Source organism: uncultured Tenacibaculum sp., assembly GCF_947494125.1.
Lineage (GTDB): Bacteria > Bacteroidota > Bacteroidia > Flavobacteriales > Flavobacteriaceae > Polaribacter.
Window position 1 is genome coordinate 226,408 of record NZ_CANLTU010000001.1, and the last position, 22,533, is coordinate 248,940.

The following is a 22,533-nucleotide window of genomic DNA, read 5'->3' on the forward strand; positions in this document are numbered from 1 at the left end:
TTTTATAAAGATATTTACGCTGCTATACGTACTTTTACATCAATATTCATTTACGATACAATGCAACAACCTATTTCGTTTTATAAACAAGAAATAAATAGCTTAAATACAACGCTTACCAAACTTAAAAAGCAATTATTAACAACGCGTCTTTTAAGGCTTTTTGCTTTTTTAAGTATTTCTTTATCTATCTATATTGCACTAACCAGTACAAAGACTTTATTTATTGGTAGTGCTCTAGGAATAATTTGCTTTATTTATTTAATACTAAAGCATTCTCAATTAAAGGCAGAAAAAAAACTTACAGAAGCTAAACTAAATATTAACAAAAATGAGATTGAAGTTTTAAATGGTAAATATTCTCATTTAGATACAGGAAAGGAATTCACCAATCCTGAACATTATTTTAGTAATGATATAGATTTATTTGGTATAGGTTCTTTTTTCCAATATTTAAACAGAACTGCTACCGCTGAAGGGAAAAAATTATTAGCTTCTATTTTAACGAATAATGATATTGTTACTATTGAAGAAAAACAACACGTAATTAAAGAACTTTCTTTAAAAGCTAAATGGCGACAACATTTTACAGCAGTAGCTAGTTTAATACAAACAAAAACTTCTATACCTGTTATTGTAAACTGGGTACAATCTTATCAGCAAAAACTACCTTCTTTTTTAGCACTTTTTTCTTATGTTTTTTCTACTGTATCGCTAATTTTAATTGGCTTACTTGTTTTTAACATTATTCCTTTTTCTGTTGTTCTTATTTGGTTTTTTATAGGTTTGTCAATTACTGCTTCTTTCATAAAAAAAATCCAGCAATTATCTACAGAAACAACAAAAGCTAAAGAAACATTTAATCAGTATTATCAATTATTAGAACAAATAGAAAATGAAGAATTTACAAATTCAACATTAAAAAGAAAACAAGAAAAAATTCAATTAAAAGAGAAAAAGGTTTCTACGATATTTAAAGAATTTTCAAAAAAACTAGATGCTTTTGATCAGCGAAACAATATTATAATTGCAATAATAGGAAATGGTCTTTTCTTATGGGATATTCGTAATTCTATTCAAATAGAAAAATGGATTTCCACTTATAAAGATACAGTTGAAGAATGGTTTAATGTTGTTTCTTTTTTTGATGCTCAAAACTCATTAGCAAATTTTGTTTTTAATAAATATGATTATGTTTTTCCAGTAATTGAGCAAGAAAAAACAATCTTAGATGCTATAAACTTAGGGCATCCTTTATTAAATCCTTCGAAAAGAATAGATAATGATTTTACAATAAATAATGAAGAGTTTTTTATTGTTACTGGAGCTAATATGGCTGGTAAAAGTACTTTTTTAAGAACTATTTCATTATCCATTGTTATGTCTAATTGTGGACTTCCAGTCTGTGCAAATGAATTTAATTACAGTCCTATAAAATTAATTACAAGCATGCGAACTTCAGATTCTTTAAACGAAGATGAATCTTATTTTTATGCTGAATTAAAACGTTTAAAATTTATTGTAAACGAGATTAAAAACGAGAATTATTTTATCATTTTAGATGAAATTTTAAAAGGGACCAATAGTAAAGACAAAGCCATTGGATCTAAAAAGTTTGTGGAAAAATTAAACAATTCTAATTCTACTGGAATTATAGCTACTCACGATGTAAGTTTATGTGATTTGGCTACTGAGTATACTACTATTAAAAATTATTATTTTGATGCTGAAATTCTAAACGATGAACTTCATTTTGATTATAAAATGAAAAATGGAATATGTAAAAACATGAACGCTTCTTTTTTACTTAATAAAATGGAAATTGTATAAACATTACTTTATCATACGTTAGTTTTTATAAAACTATGATAAATGACAGTAAAAACTTGATTCATTAATCCATATCTTTACAGTATGAGTAAACTTGTTGACAATTTTGGCAGACAAATCAGCTATGTTCGATTAGCTGTAACCGATCGTTGTAACCTTCGGTGTCAATATTGTATGCCTGCTCAAGGAATAGATATTGTTCCTAGAAAAGAGCTTTTAACCTACAAAGAAATGTACCGAATTATTCGTGTACTTACCGAGTTGGGTGTAAATAAAGTTCGTTTAACTGGTGGCGAGCCTTTTGCTCGTAAAGATTTTATGTCTTTTTTAGAAATGTTATCGTACAATGATTTGTTAGATGCTATTAACATTACTACAAATGGTGCATTGGTTTCTAAACATATACAAACGCTAGAAAAATTTAAGAAAATAAAAAACATCAATTTAAGTATTGATAGTTTACATGCCGATAAGTTTGCAAAAATTACACGTCGTGATGTTTTTCCAGAAGTATATAAAACCTTTGAATTATTAGAAAAAAGTTCGCTGAATTTAAAACTAAACGTTGTAGTACAATCGGGTTTTAATACTGATGAAATTAATGATTTTGTTGCTTTAACTAAAAACAAAAATATAGCTGTTCGTTTTATAGAAGAAATGCCTTTTAACGGAAAAGGACAGCGAGACACTCAAGAAAATTGGAATTACACTAAAATTTTAGATCAAATAAAATCTGAATACGATGTAAAAACAGTTGTTTCAGAAAAATCATCGACATCTCGTAATTTCTCTATCGAAAATCATCAAGGAACCGTAGGAATTATCCCTGCTTTTACTAGAACTATTTGTAACGATTGTAACCGAATAAGAATTACCTCAACAGGTACTTTTAAAAACTGCTTGTTTGATGACGGTGTTTTTAACTTACGTGATTTTATTAGAAATGGTGCTAGTAACGAAGATTTAAAAGAATTGTTTTTATCGCTTATCAAAGAAAAACCAGAAAACGGTTTTGTTGCTGAGGCAAATCGTAAAAAAGGAAATGTGAGTGAAAGTATGAGTACTATTGGTGGGTAGATAAAAACATTATTTCAAATTGAAATACCTTTAAACATGATAACAACTCAAGAAGCAAAACATATCATATTACAAAACACTCAAAATTTTGGTATAGAAGATATTCCTTTTATGCAATCTGCTGGGCGTGTTTTAAAAGAAGATATTGTTGCCGATAGAGATTTTCCTCCTTTCAATCGTGTTGCCATGGATGGAATTGCAATTAATTACTCCCTTTTTAAAAATGGGCAACGTAAATTTAAAATTGAAGGAATACAACCCGCTGGCAGCAAACAATTATCGATGCAGCAAAAAGATAATTGTATAGAGGTTATGACTGGCGCAGTATTACCTAACAATTGCGATACCGTAATTCGATATGAAGATGTCGACATAATCGACGGAATTGCAACCATTAATGTGGAAACCATCAACGATTGTCAAAACATTCATCAAAAAGGAAAAGATAAAAAACAAGGAGTTGTTTTAATTACTAAAAACACTATTATTTCTCCTGCTGAAATTGGAGTGATTGCAACTGTAGGAAAAGCAACTATAAAAGTTGCCAAACAACCAAAAGTGCTAATTATTTCTACTGGAGATGAATTGGTTGATGTGCATGAAACACCTTTAGATTATCAGATAAGAAGATCTAATGTATATACGTTAGTTTCCTTATTAGATAAATTAAATATTTCTTCAGAAACTAGACATATACCAGATAATAAAGAAGTTTTAAAAGAAAAGATAGATAGCTATTTACAAGAATATGATGCCCTATTATTTAGTGGCGCAGTAAGTAAAGGTAAATTCGATTTTTTACCTGAGGTATTAACTGAATTAAAAGTAGAAAAACTATTTCATAAAGTAGCACAACGCCCAGGAAAACCTTTTTGGTTTGGCTTTGCAGATGCTTTAGATATGAGTGAGAAAAATGTTTACCAAAATTCAAAAAATAAAAAAAATACAGTTGTTTTCGCTTTTCCAGGAAACCCAGTATCCACCTTTGTAAACTGTATGGTTTATTTTTACCCGTGGTATAAAAAATCTGTAGAAGTTCAAGAAAATATACAAAATGCAATACTTTCTGAGGATGTAAATTTTAAACCCAATCTAACCTATTTCTTACAAGTTAAACTAAGTTACCGTTTTGGTCATTTAATTGCAACGCCAATAAAAGGAAATGGTTCTGGTGATTTAGTTAGTCTTACAGAAGCTGATGGATTTATAGAAATTCCAAAAACAGAAGAAATAGAATTTACAAAAGGAAGTGTTTTTCCAGTAATAACTTATCGGGATTTTTAATTATTAATGTTTAGTTTTGAGTTAAAAATTAGAAATGAAAGAAAACCAGTTAAAAGACCTTATTAACTCTTTAGAATTTGAAGACACCAATGAAGATGCATACTTAGGTATCTTTTATCAGCGTGAAGATACTTTTATTAGAGCTAATTCTAAAGGTGTTTTAAAATTAGTTACTTCATTATTAAAGAGTTTAAAAGACTTTGATTTTCATTTATCAAAAGAAGATCATTTCTCTATAATAAAATTAGACAAAGGTAATTGGTTTGATAAAGAAGGAATTATTATCGATTGTATTGAACCTACAAATGAAACAAGAAATGAAATTAATAGAGTCTATAAAAATGAGGATACATCTAAATGGTATGACAGTATTACATCATTCTTTTTTGCGCTCTTTTTTATTTTCTTAATCATATCTTTTTTTACTGGTGTGTTTACCACCTTAAAATGGTCTTACAATTTAATTTTTTAATGTAATGAATAAATTCACCCACATAAACGAACAAAACCAACCTAAAATGGTAAATGTTTCTGATAAAAAAATCACGAAACGCACCGCTATTGCAAAAGCAACTATGTATTTAGGTTCGGAAATTATTTCTCATTTTAATAATGAAGAATTAATTACTAAAAAAGGTCCTGTTTTTCAAACAGCAATTATTGCTGGTATACAAGCCGTAAAAAAAACTTCTGATATTATTCCAATGTGTCACCCATTATTAATTAATGGAGTAGACATTGCTATTAATATTATAGATGCACAACATATAGAAGTGTTTTGTGAGGTTACTATTGAAGGAAAAACAGGTGTAGAAATGGAAGCTTTAACAGGAGCTTCAGCAACTTGTTTAACTATTTACGATATGTGCAAAGCTATCAGTCAAGAAATGGTAATTAAAGAAGTTAAATTATTAGAAAAAACAGGTGGTAAATCTGATATTAAAAATGGGTAAAAAACATCAAAAACACGCAAATATTACAAAAAAGCATAATGATACTTATGCTACGAATGAAGTTGCTATTCTAGGAACTAAATGTGGTGTTATTGCAGATTTAGTATATAACGTTTCAGCTAATTTAAACACTTATAATCTAGGGTATTTTGATGCTTCTCATGCTAAAGATATTGAAAAAAATAAATTATCAGAATACACCTTTCATCATGAAGGAAACCTACAAATAAATACTGTTTCTACTATTAATAAATTTGAGCAAAGATTACAGTTTGTAAATCATGATTTTGTTTTTATTAATGGTAATCACTACCAAGGAGCGAAACAAATTTTAATTTTAGACGATGAAAAAGAAGCATCTATAAAAAAGAGGTTAGATCAAATAACAAGTATTCAATTTATAATAAAATTAAATTCTAATACTCCTTATTTTGATTGTTTAGTAGAAAAGTTTCCTCATATAGAAAATATCACAAGCTATTCTATCAATGATATTGATAAGATTACTAATCATATTCATAATTTAATAAAAGAGAACATAGCACCAGTTAAAGGTTTAGTATTAACAGGCGGTAAAAGTACACGTATGGGTACTGATAAATCCGAATTAAACTACTATGCAAAGCCTCAAAAACAATTTGCTAAAGAATTATTAGAATCGAATAGTTTAGAAACTTATTTTTCGGTACAAGCTGTTTCTGAAGAGAATGATGAAATTCATGATACTTTTTTAAATCTTGGCCCTTTTGGAGGTATTTGTTCTGCTTTTCAGAAAGATCCAAATTCGGCTTGGTTAGTATTGGCTACAGATGTTCCTTTTGTAAATGATGAATTAATTCAATTATTGTTAGAGAAAAGGAATCCAAGTAAGGTTGCAACTGCAATTAAAGGAAAAAACAAAGACTTTCCTGAGCCTTTAATTACCATATATGAGCCTAAAGCATATTCGAAATTATTACAATATTTAGCGCAAGGGTATTCTTGTCCTCGTAAAATGTTGATTAATTCTGATGTAGAAATTGTAGAAGTTGATGATACTTTAATTAGAAACATCAATACTCCTGAAGAATTTGAACTTGCTAAAAAAGAGATTAATGAGTAAAACATTACATATATTTTCCACTAAAGAATCCTTAACTATTTTCAATAATTCAACTATAGAAGGTGATACTTTATTATTTAATGAAAAACTTACTGAAGGTCCTTTAGTAAAAGATGTTTTTTCTGATTCATTTTGGTCAAAACGTTATTCTTATTTTGAAAATACTTATCAAACATCTAGAGTAAATTATTTTGATACTACTATAAAACCTATACTACAACTAGAAGATTTAAGTGATTATAAAGAAGTAGTATTGTGGTTAGATTATACCAAGTTTTCGCAAGTAAACTTAATAGCTTTAGGTAGTTTCTTTACACAACATTTTTCAAAAACCATTCAATACTTTCTCGTTTGTTCTGGGATTCATAAAGGAAAAACAGAACTACAAGGATTAACTAATTATACTTCATCAGAATTTCCTATTCTTTATAATTATAAAGTAAAAATTACTTTACCAAATTTAGAATATCTACAAAATTGTTGGGAAGCTTATGCAGCAAAAGACAACAATTTCAAGTATAATGAATTTACGAACAAGTTTAGATACTTACAAGATGCTATAGCTGGAGAATAAAATATACAAATAAAGAAAACTCTAAACCATTAACTCTTCATCTTGACGCTTTCTAAACTCTGTAGGTGTGGTATTAGTTAACTTTTTAAAAGCATGATAAAAAGTAGCTTTACTATTGAATCCTACATCGATAGCTATAGCAAAAATGGTATCAGGTTTTTCAACAAGTAATTTCTTTTTTGCTTCATTAATTCTGAAGCTATTAATGTAATCTGAAAAGCTAATATTCTTATTTTCATTAATGGCTTGAGAGATATGTGGAACAGATGTACCTAATTTTTCAGACAAGGTGTTAATTTTAAGCTCTGAAAACAGAAACAACTTATCTTTAATAACTAACTTATCAACTTTTTTAAACAACTCCTCAGAGTTGTTTAACGAAGAATTCTTATACTTTTCTTTAATATTTTTAGGTAAATCATGATAATCACCTGTAAAAGCAAATACTGGAAAATACATTAACGAATATACAAACACAAAGAAATAAACGGTATATACAATAGGCTCTATCATAAAAATAATATCTAAACTACCTATTCCTAATAACACCAATATTACCTGAACCATTAATGAAAAAATCACAGCAAAATTGATGAAAAACAAAAGATTAATCCATTTAAAATAAACTTCTCGTTTTGTGTTTAGTGCTACTATGAGCGGGGTTGTTTTAAACAAAATATATGCTCTGTAAATAAAGAATATGTTTAATAAGCAAGAAACAATATAATCGTAAATAGCATAAATTATAACTGGTTTATAAGGTTTATGTAACAACATATTCATTGTTTCACGACTACCAATTATTTCTACCAAATAAATAAAAAACCAAACTTTAAAAACTCCGTAGATAACAACAGTCAACATAATAGGTTTAAATCCTATTCTCCTATCTATAACTGATGCACAGAAATAATAAAATGAAATTCCAACAAACGTAAAAGAGATAAAAGAAATAAAACTTACATAAAGTGGAACTTCATAATGATTACTATCAATATAATTACCTACAGAAACTAAAGTATAAAGAAATACTACTAAAGCTAAACTATATTTGGCAACATTATTTTTCCCAAAACTATTTTTAGTTTGTATAATAAAAAAAGTTAAAAAACACCCCAAAAGAATGCTAATAATTGGAAAGGCTTTTATTATGCTCATATGCTTATTAAATTCATCTACAAAAATACATTTCTATATATAAATTCATCTACTATTATAAAATTACAAAAAAACCCCATTAACCATTCATTAACAACAATTTAAAATACGCTTAAGTTTATCTAATATTATAAAGTTAAACTTCCAACTCGTGGTAAAGCGTTAATTTTGTACCTAAATTTTTTATTATTATATTTATAACCTATTCTTACACAAGATCTCTCCCTTTCTTATCTATCTATTGAATAAAAATCAATTAAAACAACAAAAAATGAGAAGACTTTTTCTTTTTCTATTATTTTTTAGCATAATTTTTTCTTACGCTCAAAAAAAGAAAAACTACAATATTGGTATCTTATTAGATAACAAAACCATTGAAGTAGATCCATTATTACAAGAATTAAAAAATCAAATTAAAATTATTGTCGGAGAAGATGCTGTTATTAATTTTCCTACCAACAGCTTATTAGTTAACAACTACAATTCAGAAAAAGCGAAACAAAATTATAATACATTATTAAATAATTCAACCGATATTATTTTAGCTTTTGGTGTTGTAAATAGCAAAATAATAGAAGCGCAAAAAACCTATAAAAAACCTACTATTTTATTTGGTGCAGTTAATAGGGATTTTAATTCTATTGACATAACAAAGGTTACTTCAGGTATTAAGAATTTTACGTATTTAATAAATTCTCAATCGTATTTAGAAGATTTAAAAAAGTTAAAAAGACTCACCAACTTTAAAAAAGTTGGTATTATTATAGAAGCCCCTTTTGTAAACATACTCCCCCTTAAAGAAACTTTCGATAAAGAATTAAAAGAAGTAAATGCTACTTATAAACTTATTCCTTTTAAAAATGTAAATGATATTACTTCTAACCTTGATGGAATAGATGCAGTATATATTGCTGGTGGATTTTTCTTAACGGAGAATGAAACAAAAAAAATAGCAAACGTTTTTATTGAGAAAAAACTCCCCTCTTTTACTATAAATAGTATTAACGATGTTCAGAGTGGAATTATGGCAACAAATCAATCAGAAGATAATTTTGATCAATTTCTAAGAAGAGTAGCATTAACAATAGAAAGTTATATAAATGGTACATCATTAGCAAGCATGCCAGTCTATATAGAATACAGTCCACGATTAACTATTAATTATAACACTGCAAATGCAATTGGAATTCCAATAAAATACAGCTTATTAAACGACACCGATTTTGTTGGAGAATTCCAAGATATTAATGCTAAAAAGCACTACAACTTGCTTTCAGTTATGAAACAGGTTTTAGGAAATAACTTATCATTAAAAGCTAATAAGAAAAATATTGATTTAAGCCAGCAGAATGTAGAAACAGCTAAAAGCAATTACTTACCCAAAGTAACAGCTACAGCAAGTGGAACTTATATTGATCCAAAGATTGCTTCAAATGCAAATCCTGAATTTTCAACTAGTGGAAATATTACATTACAACAAACTATTTTTTCTCCAGCTGCAAGTGCAAATATTACCATTCAAAAAAATCTAAAAAAAGCAGAAGAAGAAAATTATAATGCACAGGAATTAACCACCGTTTTTAATGCATCAAATGCATATTTTAATGCTTTAATATTAAAAACAAATGCGCAAATAAGGATGCGGAATTTAGATTTAACTAAGAAAAATCTGCAAATAGCTAAAGAGAATTTTGATGCAGGGCAATCAGATAAGTCAGATGTTTTACGTTTTCGTAGTGAGTTAGCTCAAAACACACAAGTAATGGTACAGGCTATAAATCAACTAGAACAAGGTTTTATAGGCTTAAATCAACTACTAAACAATCCGCTAGAAATGCGAATTGAAATAGATGATGCTAAGTTAAATGAAGGAATCTATAAAGATTATAATTATACCCAATTAACTGCATTATTAGACAACCCAACAACCCGGGAACCATTTATATCTTTTTTAATAGAAGAAGCAAAAAAGAATGCTCCAGAATTAAAATCGTTAGATTATAATTTAAAAGCAACGGAACGAAATATTAAATTAAGTGGGAGTAATCGGTTTATACCAACAGTAGCATTACAAGGCCAATACAATCATACGTTTGGTAGAAATGGTATTGGAAGCACACTTCCAGCTGGTGCAGCTTTTATTAATGGAAATTACAATGCAGGTTTAAATTTATCAATTCCTATTTTCAATCAAAATCAAAACAACATTAATAAGCAAACAGCTATAATTCAAAAAGATCAAATAGAGATAAATCGCCAAAACAGCGAATTAAATATCGCTGCTAACGTAAGAAACAGCGTCTTAAATTTAGTCAATGAAATTTCAAACATTGAACTTTCAAAAGTATCTGAACAAACCGCAAAAGAATCATTAGAATTAACGCAATCATCATATCAAGAAGGAGCAGTAAACTTTGTGCAATTAATAGATGCTCAAAACAATTATTTAAACGCACAATTATCAAAAGCAAATGCTGTATATAATTTCTTAATTAACGCAGTACAATTAGAACGTAACATTGGCTATTACTTCTTACTGCATTCTCAAACTGAAAACAATGATTTTACGCAACGTTTTCAAGATTATTTATTAAATAAACAATAACAACTCAACCATAAAAACATCATCAAAATGAAATATAATATCAAATTTTTAATCATAGTTTTTTCAGTGATACTGTTTACATCATGTGGTGAAGAAAAAAAAGAAACAGTAAAACTATTACGTCCAGTAAAATATCAAACAGTAGGGTTTTTTGGTGGCGATAAAATTCGTTCATTTAGTGGAACTTCACGTACCGATAAAATTATAAAGTTAAGTTTTAGGAACTCTGGAATTATTACAAAATTTAATATTAAAATAGGCCAAAAAGTACGCAAAGGGCAGCAATTAGCAACCCTAGACAATGTACAAGCTCGTTTAAATTACCAAAGCGCTTTATCCTCATTAAACAGTGCAGAATCAGCAATGAATACTGCAAAATTAAGTTTAGATAGAACACGTAAACTTTTTGAAAAAGGATCTACAGCTTTAAGCAATTACGAATCAGCAAAAAACTCATATAATTCAGCAAAAAACTCGTATAGTTCAGCTAAACAAAGCGTAGCTCTACAACAAGAACAAATACGTTTTGGCTACTTAGTAGTTCCAGCAAATGGAATCATATCTTCTGTTGAAGCGGAGATTGATGAAAATGTAACTCCAGGACAAACAATTGCAACACTTAACGCTGGTACAGATATGGAAATTTTTCTTGGTTTGCCAGAAAGTGTCATTAATGGAATAACGCAAAACATGCCAGTAGATGTTTCCTTCTCTTCGTTACAAGGAAAAATATTTAAAGGGAAAGTTACTGAAATATCACCAGCCTTAGATTCTAATACCGCTACTTACCCAATACGAATTGTACTTACAAATCCTTCCGAAGAAGTAAAAAGTGGTATGGCAGCAAATGTTATTTTTCATTTTGAAAATGATAAAAAAAGTACAAATAAAGAGCTAGTAGTACCCGCAAACGCAGTAGGAGAAGACAGTAATGGTAAGTTTGTTTTTTTAATTAACGAAGACGGTGGAAATACCAAAGTAAGCAAGCAACTGGTAACCATTGGCGATTTAACTCCTGATGGTTTTATTATAAAGTCAGGATTATTAGAAGGTCAAAAAATTGCCACAGCTGGTCTACAAACATTACTTAACGGACAAGAAGTAAAACTTCAATAAGAAAAATTCATATAAAATTAACCTTCCGTTATACGGAAAAGAAAAACTAGTTTAAACAATGAATTTAGCACAATTTTCTATAGATAAAAACCGAATTACTTTTATGGTATTAGCTACCATAATTCTAATGGGATTGGTAATGTATTCTGGGTTATCGCGTGACAGTATGCCTCCATATACAGTAAGAGTTGCAACTGTTGTTTCTGTATTTCCAGGGGCAAGCCCTGAACGTGTTGAACAATTAGTAAGCGATAAAGTTGAAAAAATAGTCCAAGAATTACCTGAACTTAAAGAAGTTAATAGCACATCAAGAACCGGGTTATCGGTAGTTTCAGTAGTTTTAAAAGATGAAGTTAGTCAAAAAAAAATGCAAGCAGTATGGGATCGTTTGCGTAGAAAGTTAAACTCAATGGAAGACCTCCCACAAGGAGTAAACCCAAACTTAAATGACGATGGTATTGGTGATGTGTATGGTATTGTTGTTGGCTTAACTTCAGATGGGTATAGTTATGCAGAAATGAAAGATTATGCCGATGATATTAAAGATGATTTAATAAAATTACCCGATGCAGCAAAAGTAACTTTAGGAGGTATACAAGAAGAACGCGTTTTCATTGAGTTTGATAATACTCGATTAAAAAGCTATGGTTTATCATCATCTAAATTACAGCAAATAATTTCAACAACTAACATCTTAAGTTCTGGAGGGCAAATAAATGTAGGTGACGAGCGTATTATTTTAGAACCTACAGGGAATTTTAATTCCGTTGAAGACATACGAGAAATGCTAATTCCTGTAGGAACTAGTGGTTCTCAATTGGTAAAGTTAGGAGACATTACCACCATAAAAAAAGCCTATATAGATCCTCCTACTCAAATTGTAAAAGTTGATGGAAAAAGTGCGGTTTCGCTACACGTTAATCTTAAAAAAGGAGCCAATGTTATAAAGTTAGGGGAAGCTGTAAATGGTATTGTAAGCCAATGGAAAGCAAAATTACCTGTTGGCTTAGAGTTAACCAGAGTATCTTCATTAGACAATTACATTGATAATAAAATAAATAATTTTATTTCTAACTTATTACAATCTATTGGAATTGTATTAGCAGTAATGTTAATTTTTCTTGGAATTAGAACAGGGTTGGTAATTGCAAGTTTAATTCCTATTGTAACCATAATGACATTAATGATTATGGGAGTTATTGGCATGGGACTTAATCAAGTTACTTTAGCTGCCTTAATCATGGCATTAGGAATGCTGGTAGACAATGCTATTGTTGTCGCCGAAACTATTATGGTTAAAATGGAGCAAGGAGTTGATCGGAAAAAAGCTGCAGTAGATGCCTTTTCAGAATTATGGATGCCTTTATTAATTTCAACTTTAACAACCTCAGCAGCGTTTTTAGCTTTTTATATGTCTCCAACAACAATGGGAGATATAGTAGGACCAATCTTTGTGGTAATTACCATTGCACTAATGTCGTCTTGGATTATTGCTTTAACCGTAATAACAATGTTTTGCTATTTATTCTTAAAAGTTGAGCCTAAAGGAGTAAAAAAACCAGGGTTTATAGATAGAGTTATAAATAAATTAAAAAGTTATTACAAAGATTTAATTTTAATTGCTTTAACTAATAAATGGAAAGTAATTATCGGAATTTTTATTGCCTTTTTTATGTCTCTTTATGGTTTTACTAAAGTAGATTTTGTTTTCTTTCCAGATAGTGATCGAAATATGATTACTATTGATGTAAACCTTCCTTTAGGAACAAAAATAGAACGCACAAAAGAAGTAGTAGGAAAAATTGAGCAGTACATGCTCGACTCTTTAAAAACTTCAGAAAATAATCCTTTAGGAATTACAGATTGGTCATCATACGTAGGCCAAGGCCCAGAATCATATGATTTAGGATATTCACAAGATGAAGCAAACTCAAGTTATGCACACATCTTAGTAAATACAAGTTCCTTTAACGAAAATAATATGATGATTAAAAAATTAGATCGTTATACGTTTGAAAACTTCCCAAATGCCGATATTAAAGTTGGAGCATTAGGTGCTGGAGGTGGAGGAACTCCTATAGAGATTAAAGTATCTGGTTCTAACCCTGATGAGTTAGCTAAAATTTCGGAAACAATTAAAACAAAATTGTCTAGTACTTCAGGAACTAAAAACGTAAAAGATGATTGGGGACCAAAAAGCAAAAAATTTCTAATAAAAATAGATCAAAACCGAGCGCAAAATGCTGGGGTTTCAAGTCAAGATATTGCTACTTCATTGAAAACCGTTTTAGATGGATTTAATACTGGTGAATATCGTGAAGACAACAAATCCATTCCTATTCTAATGCGAAGTGGCGATAGTCAACAACAAACATTAGCATCTTTAGAAACATTAAATATTTTTGCGCAAAATTCAGGTAAAAGTGTGCCTTTATTACAAGTTGCGAATATCATTCCACAATGGCAATATTCAAAAATAAAACGTCTGGATTTACGAAGAACTATTAATATTTCTTCAAAACTTCGTGAAGATGGAAATGCGACCACAGTAATGGAAGAAGTGACTCCATGGTTAAATGAACAAATAAAAAATTGGCCTCAAGGTTACACATATGAATTAGGTGGTGATGCAAAACAATCGGCAGAGAGTATGGGATCGGTTATTGCCTATTTACCACTTTCTGGATTTATTATAATTTTATTATTAATTATTCAATTTAATTCATTTAGAAAAATGACAATGGTCGTTTTAACCATTCCTTTAGGTATTATTGGGGTTGTTATTGGTTTATTAACTTTTCAAGAGCCATTTGGTTTTATGCCTTTTTTAGGTGTTATTTCGCTAGCAGGAATTGTAATTAACAACGCTATTGTTCTTATTGATAGAATGGAAGTAGAACAAAGTTTAGGGAAAAACGATCAAGATGCTGTAATTGCTGCCTGTTTACAACGTTTTCGACCTATTTTACTTGCTACTTTTACCACAGTATTAGGTTTAATACCATTATATCTTTCAGGAGGAGAAATGTGGGAAGGAATGGCTGTTAGTATTATGGTTGGATTATTATTTGGAACTGTAATTACTTTATTATTTATTCCATCGTTATATAGTGCTTTATTTAAAGTGAATTATAAAAACTATGAGTTTAACGAAGCATCATTAGACGAATAATTTTTCGTCTAACATTATTAATAAAACATAGATTCTATATATGAAAGACCTCTATAAAACTTTATATGAACATCGCTTTGAAGCTTTTTTCTTTAGTTTACTTGCTATTCTATTTGGATCGTTATTATTTCCTGTTCAATTTTTTCAAGAAAAATTAATGCCCATTTTATTTTTAACCAATATTGCTGCTGGAGTTCTATTAATATCTAAAAAGAAAAACCTTTTTTGGTTTTTTGTTGTGCTTTTTACTGGACTTCTTTTTGTTTTAGGGTTAAGTTTAATACAACAAAAAACTACAGATTCTTATATGTACACCCGTTTAGGTTTCTATTTTTTGTTTTACTCAACTGTAACCATTGCTATCATTAAACAAGTATGGAATGCAAAAGAGGTAAATAAAAACGTAATCATTGGATTAATGAGCGGTTACATTTCTCTTGGATTGATTGCTTTTTTTATTTTTATTTCTGTTGAAGTTTCTAACCCAGGATCATTTGGAGGAATTTTACTAGATGTTTCTACATTAGATGAAAAAATTGATTCCTTATTATATTATGCTTACATAACTCTTTTAACAATAGGCTATGGAGAAATAATACCATTAACGCCTGTAGCTCAAAAAGCATCAATATTAACAGGTTTAATGGGGCAATTCTATATCGTAATTATTACAGCTGTAGTCGTTGAAAAATACATCCGTCATTCAATGAAAAAATAAGTCTCCCTAGATATATTCATATTGTCAAAATAAAAAGCCTCAACGTAAAGTTGAGGCTTTTTTAAGTACTCGAGGCGGGAATCGAACCCGCACTTCCGAAAAAACTGGATTTTGAATCCAGCGCGTCTACCAATTCCGCCACTCGAGCATTATAAGTATGCTGCAAATCTATAAAATATTTTTTTTAATTCATTTAAAAATAACTTTTAAACTCTCAAAATAGTTATACTTTTGCCTCAACAACAACATTAACTATAAACACCTTTTTGTAAATGGCTATAAATCAATTAAGCCCGAAAATTTTTGCCTGTTCTCAAAGTACAGAATTAGCAGAAGAAATTGCTAGAAAATACGGAGCAGAATTAGGAAACGTAAAAACTACACATTTTAGTGATGGTGAATTTCAACCAGCTTTTGAAGAATCAGTAAGAGGACGAAGAGTTTTTCTTATTGGATCTACTTTTCCTAGTGCAGATAATTTAATGGAAATGTTATTAATGTGTGATGCTGCTAAACGTGCTTCTGCAAGACATATTACGGCCGTTATGCCATATTTTGGATGGGCTCGTCAAGACAGAAAAGATAAACCTCGTGTGGCTATTGGTGCAAAATTAGTAGCTAAGTTATTGGAGTCGGCAGGTGCTACAAGAATTATGACCATGGATTTACATGCTGATCAAATTCAAGGTTTCTTTGAAAAGCCAGTAGATCATTTATTTGCTTCTACAATTTTCCTTCCATATGTAAAAAGCTTACAATTAGACAATCTTACTGTTGCTTCTCCAGACATGGGAGGATCAAAAAGAGCGTATGCATATTCTAAATATTTAGAAAGCGATGTAGTAATTTGTTATAAGCAACGTCAAAAAGCCAATGTAATTTCTCATATGGAGTTAATTGGTAATGTTGAAGGAAAAAATGTGATTCTTGTTGATGACATGATCGATACAGGAGGAACACTTACCAAAGCTGCAGATTTAATGATGGAACGTGGAGCTTTAAGTGTACGTGCAATTTGTACCCACCCAATACTTTCGGGGAATGCTTATGAAAAAATTCAAAATTCTAAGCTAACCGAGTTAATTGTTTCAGATACAATACCTTTAAAAAAGAGTGTATCTAAAATAAAAGTTGTAACTTGCGCCGCTTTGTTTGCTGATGTGATGCATAAAGTTCAAGACAATACATCTATTAGCGATCAATTTTTAATGTAAATAAATTTAATAAATAAAAGTAATGAAATCAATTACAATCAACGGATCTCAAAGAGAAAGCGTAGGTAAAAAAGCAACAAAAGCCTTACGTAATGCTGGAAAGGTTCCTTGCGTATTATACGGAGGAGACAAGCCTGTTCACTTTTCAGCGGAAGCAAAAACGTTCAAGCCATTAGTATTTACTCCAGATGTATTTACTGCTACGATTGAATTAGATGGAACAAAATACAATGCTGTATTACAAGACATCCAATTTCACCCAGTAAACGATAGTATTTTACACGTAGATTTTTACCAATTGTTCGAAGATAAAGCGGTAACTATGGATATTCCTGTACGTTTAGTAGGTACAGCTAAAGGTACTATGTTAGGTGGTGCTTTACGTCATAACTTACGTAAATTAAAAGTAAAAGCTATACCAGCTAACTTACCTGATTTTATCGAAGCTAATATTACTGAATTAGAAATTGGTAATAAATTATATGTTACTGAATTAAAGAATGATAAATATTCTTTATTACACCCTGATAACACAGTGGTTGCTCAAGTACGTATGTCTCGTAATGCTGCTAAAGCTGCAACAGAAGAAGAAGCTGAAGCATAAGCAGTTTTTATTCTATAATAATATAAAAGCGTTACCGTTGTGTAGCGCTTTTTTTTATTTTTGACACATGTTTTTAAATTCTTATTTTTCTAAATTAAAAAACTTTTTTAGAACACAGTCGACAAATACAGAAAATAATACGATGAAGAAATTTTTAATTGTAGGTTTAGGTAATATTGGTGATAAATACCACAATACACGTCATAATATAGGTTTTAAAATAGTTGATGCTTTTGTTAAAGAACATGATGCTAGTTTTGAAACTGAAAAATTGGGAGATATTGCAAAACTAAAAATTAAAGGAAAAACCGTTATTGTATTAAAGCCTAGTACTTATATGAATTTAAGTGGAAAAGCTGTACAATATTGGATGAAACAAGAAAATATTCAAGTAGAAAATTTACTGGTAATCACCGATGATTTAAATATTGATTTCGGAAAACTTCGTATTAAAGGAAAAGGTAGTTCTGGTGGTCATAACGGGTTAAAAGACATCCAAGATAAATTTAATACTGGTGCTTATCCTCGTTTTCGTTTTGGCGTAGGAGCTGATTATGGCAGAGGACGCCAAGTAGATTATGTTTTAGGAGAATGGTCTAAAGATGAAGAAAGCGAAATGATTGAACGTATTCCTACTTCAGTTAAAGCAGTTACTTCTTTTATAACTGCTGGAATGGCAAATACCATGAATGAGTTTAACGGAAAGTAATAAACTATTTAATTCCAAGTATTTTATTAAATATTCTTACTTCACACTTATAAAACCTACTAAACATTTTAAATATTTTTTTCATAATACTACTATATTTATACTAATAAGTAACGAAATAAGAGTAAATGTTACAAGTAGACTTCCTATTATTTAATTATCTGAAGCAAACCACTCTGCAAAACTAGTGTCAGTTTCTTGTAATTTAATAGCATGAAGCTTAATATTTTCTGGAAGTCTGTTTTTAATTTTTTTAGCAAAATCAATAACCATCATTTCACTAGTTGGTTGATAGTCTACCAAAATTACATGATGATCTCTATCTTTTAACTCTTTAGCCAATTCAACATGTGGTGTATTTTTATTAAATACCGTGGCATGATCAAAAACATCAACAATTTCTTCTTTTACAATCTTTTTAAGATCCGTAAAATCAATTACCATTCCGTATTTCACATTCGATTTATCGGTAATTGGCTGTCCCATTACAGTTACAGAAAGTTTGTAACTATGTCCGTGAACATTTTTACACTTCCCATCATAACCATACAAAGCATGTCCGGTTTCAAAAGTAAACTGTTTGGTAATTCTTATGTTGCTCACTATCTTTTAAATTTTTTATTACTTCTGTGTTTGTTATAAAAATACACTATTGCTACACCTGCTGCTAAAATGGCAAATAAATAATCTCCACCCATAATTTTATATTTTTTATTCGCCGAAAGTACGAATTTGTTTTACAACTTTAGTTAATAACCATACGAAACCTACCGAAATAACAATTCCTATTAAAACTGAAAGTATAGGATGATGATATATCCATTTACCCAATTCATAACCTATTTTATATCCCTTAGTGCCCTCCATATTTTGAATTAAAAACATCATTTATTTTTTAAATTTAGCTAGAGCTTGTTTCGTAAAGTCCGACAACACTAATTTTCCAGACGTTTCTGCTCTCTCAATTAATAATTTCCCCCAATGGTTAGTACCAATCCATAAAGTTTTTTTCATTTCTCCTAAGGCTTCTGGATTGTAAGAAGCTAATTTCTCAGTAAAAAGATCTAATTCTTTATCTAAATCCACAATCGATTCAAAAATACGTGCATATAAACCTTTCTCCTTTGCCCAATATGCATTTTTCCAACTAGTTGCATCCAACGTTAATTCAGCTAAACCACTAACATTAATTTTACGTTCTACAGCCGGGGCAATCACAAACGGACCAATACCTATTGTAAACTCAGAAAGTTTAATAGAAGCGTGTTCTGTAGCCAATACATAATCGCAGGCTGCTGCCAATCCAACACCTCCTCCTACTGTTTTACCTTGCACACGTCCAACAATTAATTTTGAACAACGACGCATTGCATTTATAACATTTGCGAAGCCTGAAAAAAAGTTTTTCCCATCTTCTAAGTTATCAATAGCTACTAATTCATCAAAAGAAGCTCCTGCACAAAAAGCTCGCTCTCCTTCAGATTTTAAAACAATAATAGCCACCTCGTCATTCACTGATATTTTATCAAACTCATTAGCTAACCGTTCCAATAATTCACTTGGAAACGAATTACTTGCTGGGTGTCCAAATTCAATTGTTGCTATTTTATTTTCAATATGTGTATATAAACTTCCGTTTTCTCTAGTTGTTGTCATTTTTATTCTTTGTTCAAAAATAATCTTAATTTTAGTTTTTAAAAAATTATGAAAGATCTAAACCTGTTTTTTAATAAAACTGAAGGTATTCCTGAAAAAAAGATTTTAGAAGAATTACTTCTTTTGTATACTTCAATTTTTGAAGATGCATTGATTGATTTTTTTATAGAAAGAATTCAAACTAAAGAAAGAATTTTTTCCATAATAGCATATCATAATACTATTCCTGTGGGGTTTAAAATTGGATATCAATACGATGCTAATACTTTTTACAGTTGGGTTGGTGGTGTATTACCTAAGTATCAAAAAAAAGGAATTGCTAGTAAACTGGCTAAGTTACAAGAGTATTGGGCTATTAATAATGGTTTTAATAAATTAAGAACAAAGTCTATGAATAAGTTTAAACCAATGTTAATTCTTAATTTAAAAAATGGTTTTGATATTATAGAAGTTTACACAAATGAAAAAGGACAAACTAAAATTGTTTTTGAAAAACCTATTTAAGCTTTCTTTATCAAAGCAGAAAACTTGCTTCTAAATTTTACTATTAATGGAATTCCTCTTGCTACTATCCATGCATAAAAAGCCATCCAAATAGCATATAATTTGTAATCTATAGAATCAAAAAACAACAATACAGGAATAAAAATAAGAGTTGTTGAGAGTAATAATACATTTCGTAAGTATTTCATTTCTCCCATTCCTTTAAACATTCCATCGTAAATAAATGCAATAGAACAAATAGGTTGCATGAGTAATATAATCCAAAAGGTATTATAAAATTGTTTTAGCACTGCTGGTTCTTTTGTAAATATCTCCCCTATAAAATCGTAAAAAACAAAACCTACAAGAGCTAAAAAGCCTCCGAAAACAAATCCATAAATAATTAAATTGTTCCCTAATTTAACCAAGGTTCTATATTCCTTTGCGCCTAATAACTTGCCTGATAAAATATTTCCTGCCGATGAATACCCATCAATCATAAAAGCGCCCATTAACCACAAGTTAAGCCCTATAGTATAGGCTGCAATATATTCTTTACCATAAGAGGCTGCATACGATGTTGCAAAATACAAGGCAACATTTAAGGCAATGGTTCGAACAAATAAATTTAAAATCATTACAACAAAACGAGAGATTTCTTTATTAAATGGTAGTTTAAATTTTAGTGATATTTCTGTTTTAGTAAGCAATAAATAAGCAGCTATAATTGCCATCATAATTTGTGCAATAATACTTGCGTAAGCTGCTCCTTCAATATTCATTGCGGGGATATACCCTTCAATACCATAAACCAATATAATATCTAATACAATATTTACTATAGTTCCTACAATAGCAATAAGCATTGGATAATACGTATTTTGCAATCCTCTAAACGTGCCAAAAACAGCAATTACAAATAGGGTAAAAGGAAAACCAAAAACACGTATTTTATAATAGTCTACTGAGTATTCTAAGATTGTTTCAGAAGCATTATAAAATTGAAATATTTCACTTGCAAATGGATAACTGATTCCCAAAATAACTAAACTAGTTATGGTTACCAAAACAATAGCTTGAGCTGGTAAATCTTTTACCTCACTTAACTTATTAGCACCTATATATTGTGAAATTATTGATGATATCCCACTTCGTGTTTGTCCAAACACCCAAATTAACATAGACAAAAACGCTCCAACAATACCAATTGCAGCAATACTTTCTGTTGCATTTTCATTAATATTTCCAACAATTGCCAAGTCGGTTGTAGACAATAATGGCTCTGCAACTCCTGCTATTAGAGCTGGTATTGCTAATTTATTTATTCTCTTAAAACTTATATCCTGACTCATACTAACATATTCGCAACAAAAAAACGGTTATTCTGTTATATTAAGAAACAAATTACTTAAAATTAAATATTAATTATCTTTGCAATCTTGTGAGCAAAAAACACCACCAACATTAAAAAAAGATTTTTATGAAACATATATTAGTTCCTATTGGTTCCTCAGACAATTCAATAAACACCTTACAATATGCAATAAATTTTGCTGAAGCTATGAATGCAAAAATATTTGTAATGCGTGCTTACAAACTTTTATCTAAAGCTGGCGCTTTTGTAAATGCTGATGATACTATGCAACGAGAAACTAATTTGTATTTACGAACTATGATTAACTCTGTTAATAGAAAAAATGTCGCTATAAAAATGATTACTGCTAAAGGAGATGTTTTAGAGAGCATTACTTCTATAAACAGAGAATTAAATATCGATTTAATTATCATGGGGCCTAAAAGTAACTCTATTAAAGATGAAGTTTTTTTAGGAAATACTTCAGGACGTGTTTTAAAGCAAACTGACATCCCTATGCTAATTGTTCCTGAAAACTATGCATTCTCTCCTTTCAAAAAGGTACTAACAGCTTTTAAATCGGGAATTATAAATAAAGAAGGTGTTTTAGAACCATTGCAAAAAGTTTTAACATCGTTCTCAGCAATTTCAAATTTACTACTAGTAAAAACTCCTTCTTATACAGATAAAGATTTAAAATTAGATACTGAATTAGAAGCAATAAAAACTGAATTAACCACTACTGAAAACGCAACTACTTTTCAAGGTGTTTTAGAGCATTTTCAATCTCATAATCCAGATTTATTATGTGTATTTAGAAGAAATAGAGGTTTTTTCCAAAAACTTTGGGAAAGCAACACCATTCTAAAAAAAGAATTCCATTGTAATATTCCTGTACTTGTTTTAAGAGGGAAATTATAATCT

The 22,533-nt window shown here is 29.6% G+C and carries 21 protein-coding genes and 1 tRNA gene; 16 read left to right on the top strand and 6 right to left on the bottom strand.

Annotation, left to right across the window (positions count from 1 at the left end; genetic code table 11):
• The first annotated feature begins 60 nt into the window (after positions 1-60).
• The 7 genes from Q0881_RS01020 (at position 61) to Q0881_RS01050 (ending at position 6,820) form a co-directional block, all read left to right on the top strand.
• Complete coding sequence (locus tag Q0881_RS01020) at positions 61-1,830, top strand: DNA mismatch repair protein MutS (RefSeq protein WP_299156121.1); 1,770 nt, start codon at positions 61-63, stop codon at positions 1,828-1,830.
• 84 nt (positions 1,831-1,914) lie between these two features.
• Positions 1,915-2,907 carry a GTP 3',8-cyclase MoaA gene (moaA, locus tag Q0881_RS01025; RefSeq protein ID WP_299156122.1) on the top strand — a complete coding sequence of 331 codons (993 nt, stop codon included), beginning with the start codon at positions 1,915-1,917 and terminating at the stop codon, positions 2,905-2,907.
• Between the two features lie 36 nt (positions 2,908-2,943).
• Positions 2,944-4,191 carry a molybdopterin molybdotransferase MoeA gene (locus Q0881_RS01030; protein ID WP_299156123.1) on the top strand — a complete coding sequence of 416 codons (1,248 nt, stop codon included), beginning with the start codon at positions 2,944-2,946 and terminating at the stop codon, positions 4,189-4,191.
• 34 nt (positions 4,192-4,225) lie between these two features.
• Entirely contained in the window at positions 4,226-4,663 is a 438-nt protein-coding gene (locus Q0881_RS01035; protein WP_299156124.1) for a hypothetical protein, read from the top strand.
• Between the two features lie 4 nt (positions 4,664-4,667).
• Entirely contained in the window at positions 4,668-5,144 is a 477-nt protein-coding gene (moaC, locus tag Q0881_RS01040) for a cyclic pyranopterin monophosphate synthase MoaC (protein ID WP_299156126.1), read from the top strand.
• Complete coding sequence (locus Q0881_RS01045) at positions 5,137-6,246, top strand: NTP transferase domain-containing protein (RefSeq protein WP_299156128.1); 1,110 nt, start codon at positions 5,137-5,139, stop codon at positions 6,244-6,246. Before moaC ends, Q0881_RS01045 begins: the two co-directional genes overlap by 8 nt.
• Complete coding sequence (locus Q0881_RS01050; protein ID WP_299156130.1) at positions 6,239-6,820, top strand: hypothetical protein; 582 nt, start codon at positions 6,239-6,241, stop codon at positions 6,818-6,820. Before Q0881_RS01045 ends, Q0881_RS01050 begins: the two co-directional genes overlap by 8 nt.
• 21 nt (positions 6,821-6,841) lie before the next feature.
• On the opposite strand, the gene Q0881_RS01055 is transcribed toward Q0881_RS01050, so the two are convergent.
• Positions 6,842-7,978, bottom strand: a complete 1,137-nt coding sequence (locus Q0881_RS01055; RefSeq protein ID WP_299156131.1) for a helix-turn-helix domain-containing protein — start codon at positions 7,976-7,978, stop codon at positions 6,842-6,844.
• Between the two features lie 271 nt (positions 7,979-8,249).
• On the opposite strand from Q0881_RS01055, the gene Q0881_RS01060 reads away from it, so the two are divergent.
• From Q0881_RS01060 to Q0881_RS01075, 4 genes are read left to right on the top strand one after another with little or no spacing between them, the layout of a single operon-like run.
• Positions 8,250-10,583: a TolC family protein gene (locus Q0881_RS01060; protein WP_299156133.1), complete on the top strand. Its 2,334-nt coding sequence runs from the start codon at positions 8,250-8,252 to the stop codon at positions 10,581-10,583.
• A gap of 27 nt (positions 10,584-10,610) precedes the next feature.
• Positions 10,611-11,699 carry an efflux RND transporter periplasmic adaptor subunit gene (locus tag Q0881_RS01065; protein ID WP_299156134.1) on the top strand — a complete coding sequence of 363 codons (1,089 nt, stop codon included), beginning with the start codon at positions 10,611-10,613 and terminating at the stop codon, positions 11,697-11,699.
• A gap of 58 nt (positions 11,700-11,757) precedes the next feature.
• A complete protein-coding gene (locus Q0881_RS01070; protein ID WP_299156136.1) occupies positions 11,758-14,871 on the top strand; it encodes an efflux RND transporter permease subunit in 3,114 nt (1,037 codons plus the stop codon).
• Positions 14,872-14,911: 40 nt separating this feature from the next.
• Entirely contained in the window at positions 14,912-15,589 is a 678-nt protein-coding gene (locus Q0881_RS01075) for an ion channel (RefSeq protein WP_299156137.1), read from the top strand.
• Positions 15,590-15,655: 66 nt separating this feature from the next.
• Here the strand turns inward: Q0881_RS01075 and Q0881_RS01080 are convergent.
• Positions 15,656-15,737 (bottom strand) — tRNA-Leu (locus tag Q0881_RS01080).
• 124 nt (positions 15,738-15,861) lie between these two features.
• Here Q0881_RS01080 and Q0881_RS01085 point away from each other — a divergent pair.
• From Q0881_RS01085 to pth, 3 genes are all read left to right on the top strand, one after another.
• Positions 15,862-16,803 carry a ribose-phosphate pyrophosphokinase gene (locus Q0881_RS01085; protein WP_299156139.1) on the top strand — a complete coding sequence of 314 codons (942 nt, stop codon included), beginning with the start codon at positions 15,862-15,864 and terminating at the stop codon, positions 16,801-16,803.
• 22 nt (positions 16,804-16,825) lie between these two features.
• Positions 16,826-17,407 carry a 50S ribosomal protein L25/general stress protein Ctc gene (locus Q0881_RS01090; RefSeq protein ID WP_299156141.1) on the top strand — a complete coding sequence of 194 codons (582 nt, stop codon included), beginning with the start codon at positions 16,826-16,828 and terminating at the stop codon, positions 17,405-17,407.
• Between the two features lie 142 nt (positions 17,408-17,549).
• Complete coding sequence (gene pth / locus Q0881_RS01095; RefSeq protein ID WP_299156142.1) at positions 17,550-18,116, top strand: aminoacyl-tRNA hydrolase; 567 nt, start codon at positions 17,550-17,552, stop codon at positions 18,114-18,116.
• A gap of 153 nt (positions 18,117-18,269) precedes the next feature.
• Here pth and Q0881_RS01100 read toward each other — a convergent pair whose 3' ends face one another.
• From Q0881_RS01100 to Q0881_RS01110, 3 genes are all read right to left on the bottom strand, one after another.
• Positions 18,270-18,719: a 6-carboxytetrahydropterin synthase gene (locus tag Q0881_RS01100; protein WP_299156144.1), complete on the bottom strand. Its 450-nt coding sequence runs from the start codon at positions 18,717-18,719 to the stop codon at positions 18,270-18,272.
• A gap of 108 nt (positions 18,720-18,827) precedes the next feature.
• The gene (locus Q0881_RS01105; RefSeq protein WP_299156145.1) at positions 18,828-19,004 is read right to left on the bottom strand and encodes a hypothetical protein; all 177 of its coding nucleotides are present in this window, start codon (positions 19,002-19,004) and stop codon (positions 18,828-18,830) included.
• A complete protein-coding gene (locus tag Q0881_RS01110) occupies positions 19,005-19,772 on the bottom strand; it encodes an enoyl-CoA hydratase/isomerase family protein (RefSeq protein WP_299156147.1) in 768 nt (255 codons plus the stop codon). It abuts the gene before it with no gap.
• Between the two features lie 48 nt (positions 19,773-19,820).
• On the opposite strand from Q0881_RS01110, the gene Q0881_RS01115 reads away from it, so the two are divergent.
• On the top strand, positions 19,821-20,276 hold the full coding sequence (locus Q0881_RS01115; RefSeq protein ID WP_299156148.1) for a GNAT family N-acetyltransferase: 456 nt from the start codon (positions 19,821-19,823) through the stop codon (positions 20,274-20,276).
• Here the strand turns inward: Q0881_RS01115 and Q0881_RS01120 are convergent.
• A complete protein-coding gene (locus tag Q0881_RS01120; RefSeq protein WP_299156149.1) occupies positions 20,273-21,607 on the bottom strand; it encodes an MATE family efflux transporter in 1,335 nt (444 codons plus the stop codon). The two genes, Q0881_RS01115 and Q0881_RS01120, sit on opposite strands and share 4 nt — an antisense overlap.
• Positions 21,608-21,735: 128 nt before the next feature.
• Between Q0881_RS01120 and Q0881_RS01125 the strand changes: the two genes are divergently transcribed.
• Positions 21,736-22,530 carry a universal stress protein gene (locus Q0881_RS01125; RefSeq protein WP_299156150.1) on the top strand — a complete coding sequence of 265 codons (795 nt, stop codon included), beginning with the start codon at positions 21,736-21,738 and terminating at the stop codon, positions 22,528-22,530.
• The last annotated feature ends 3 nt before the right edge of the window (positions 22,531-22,533 follow it).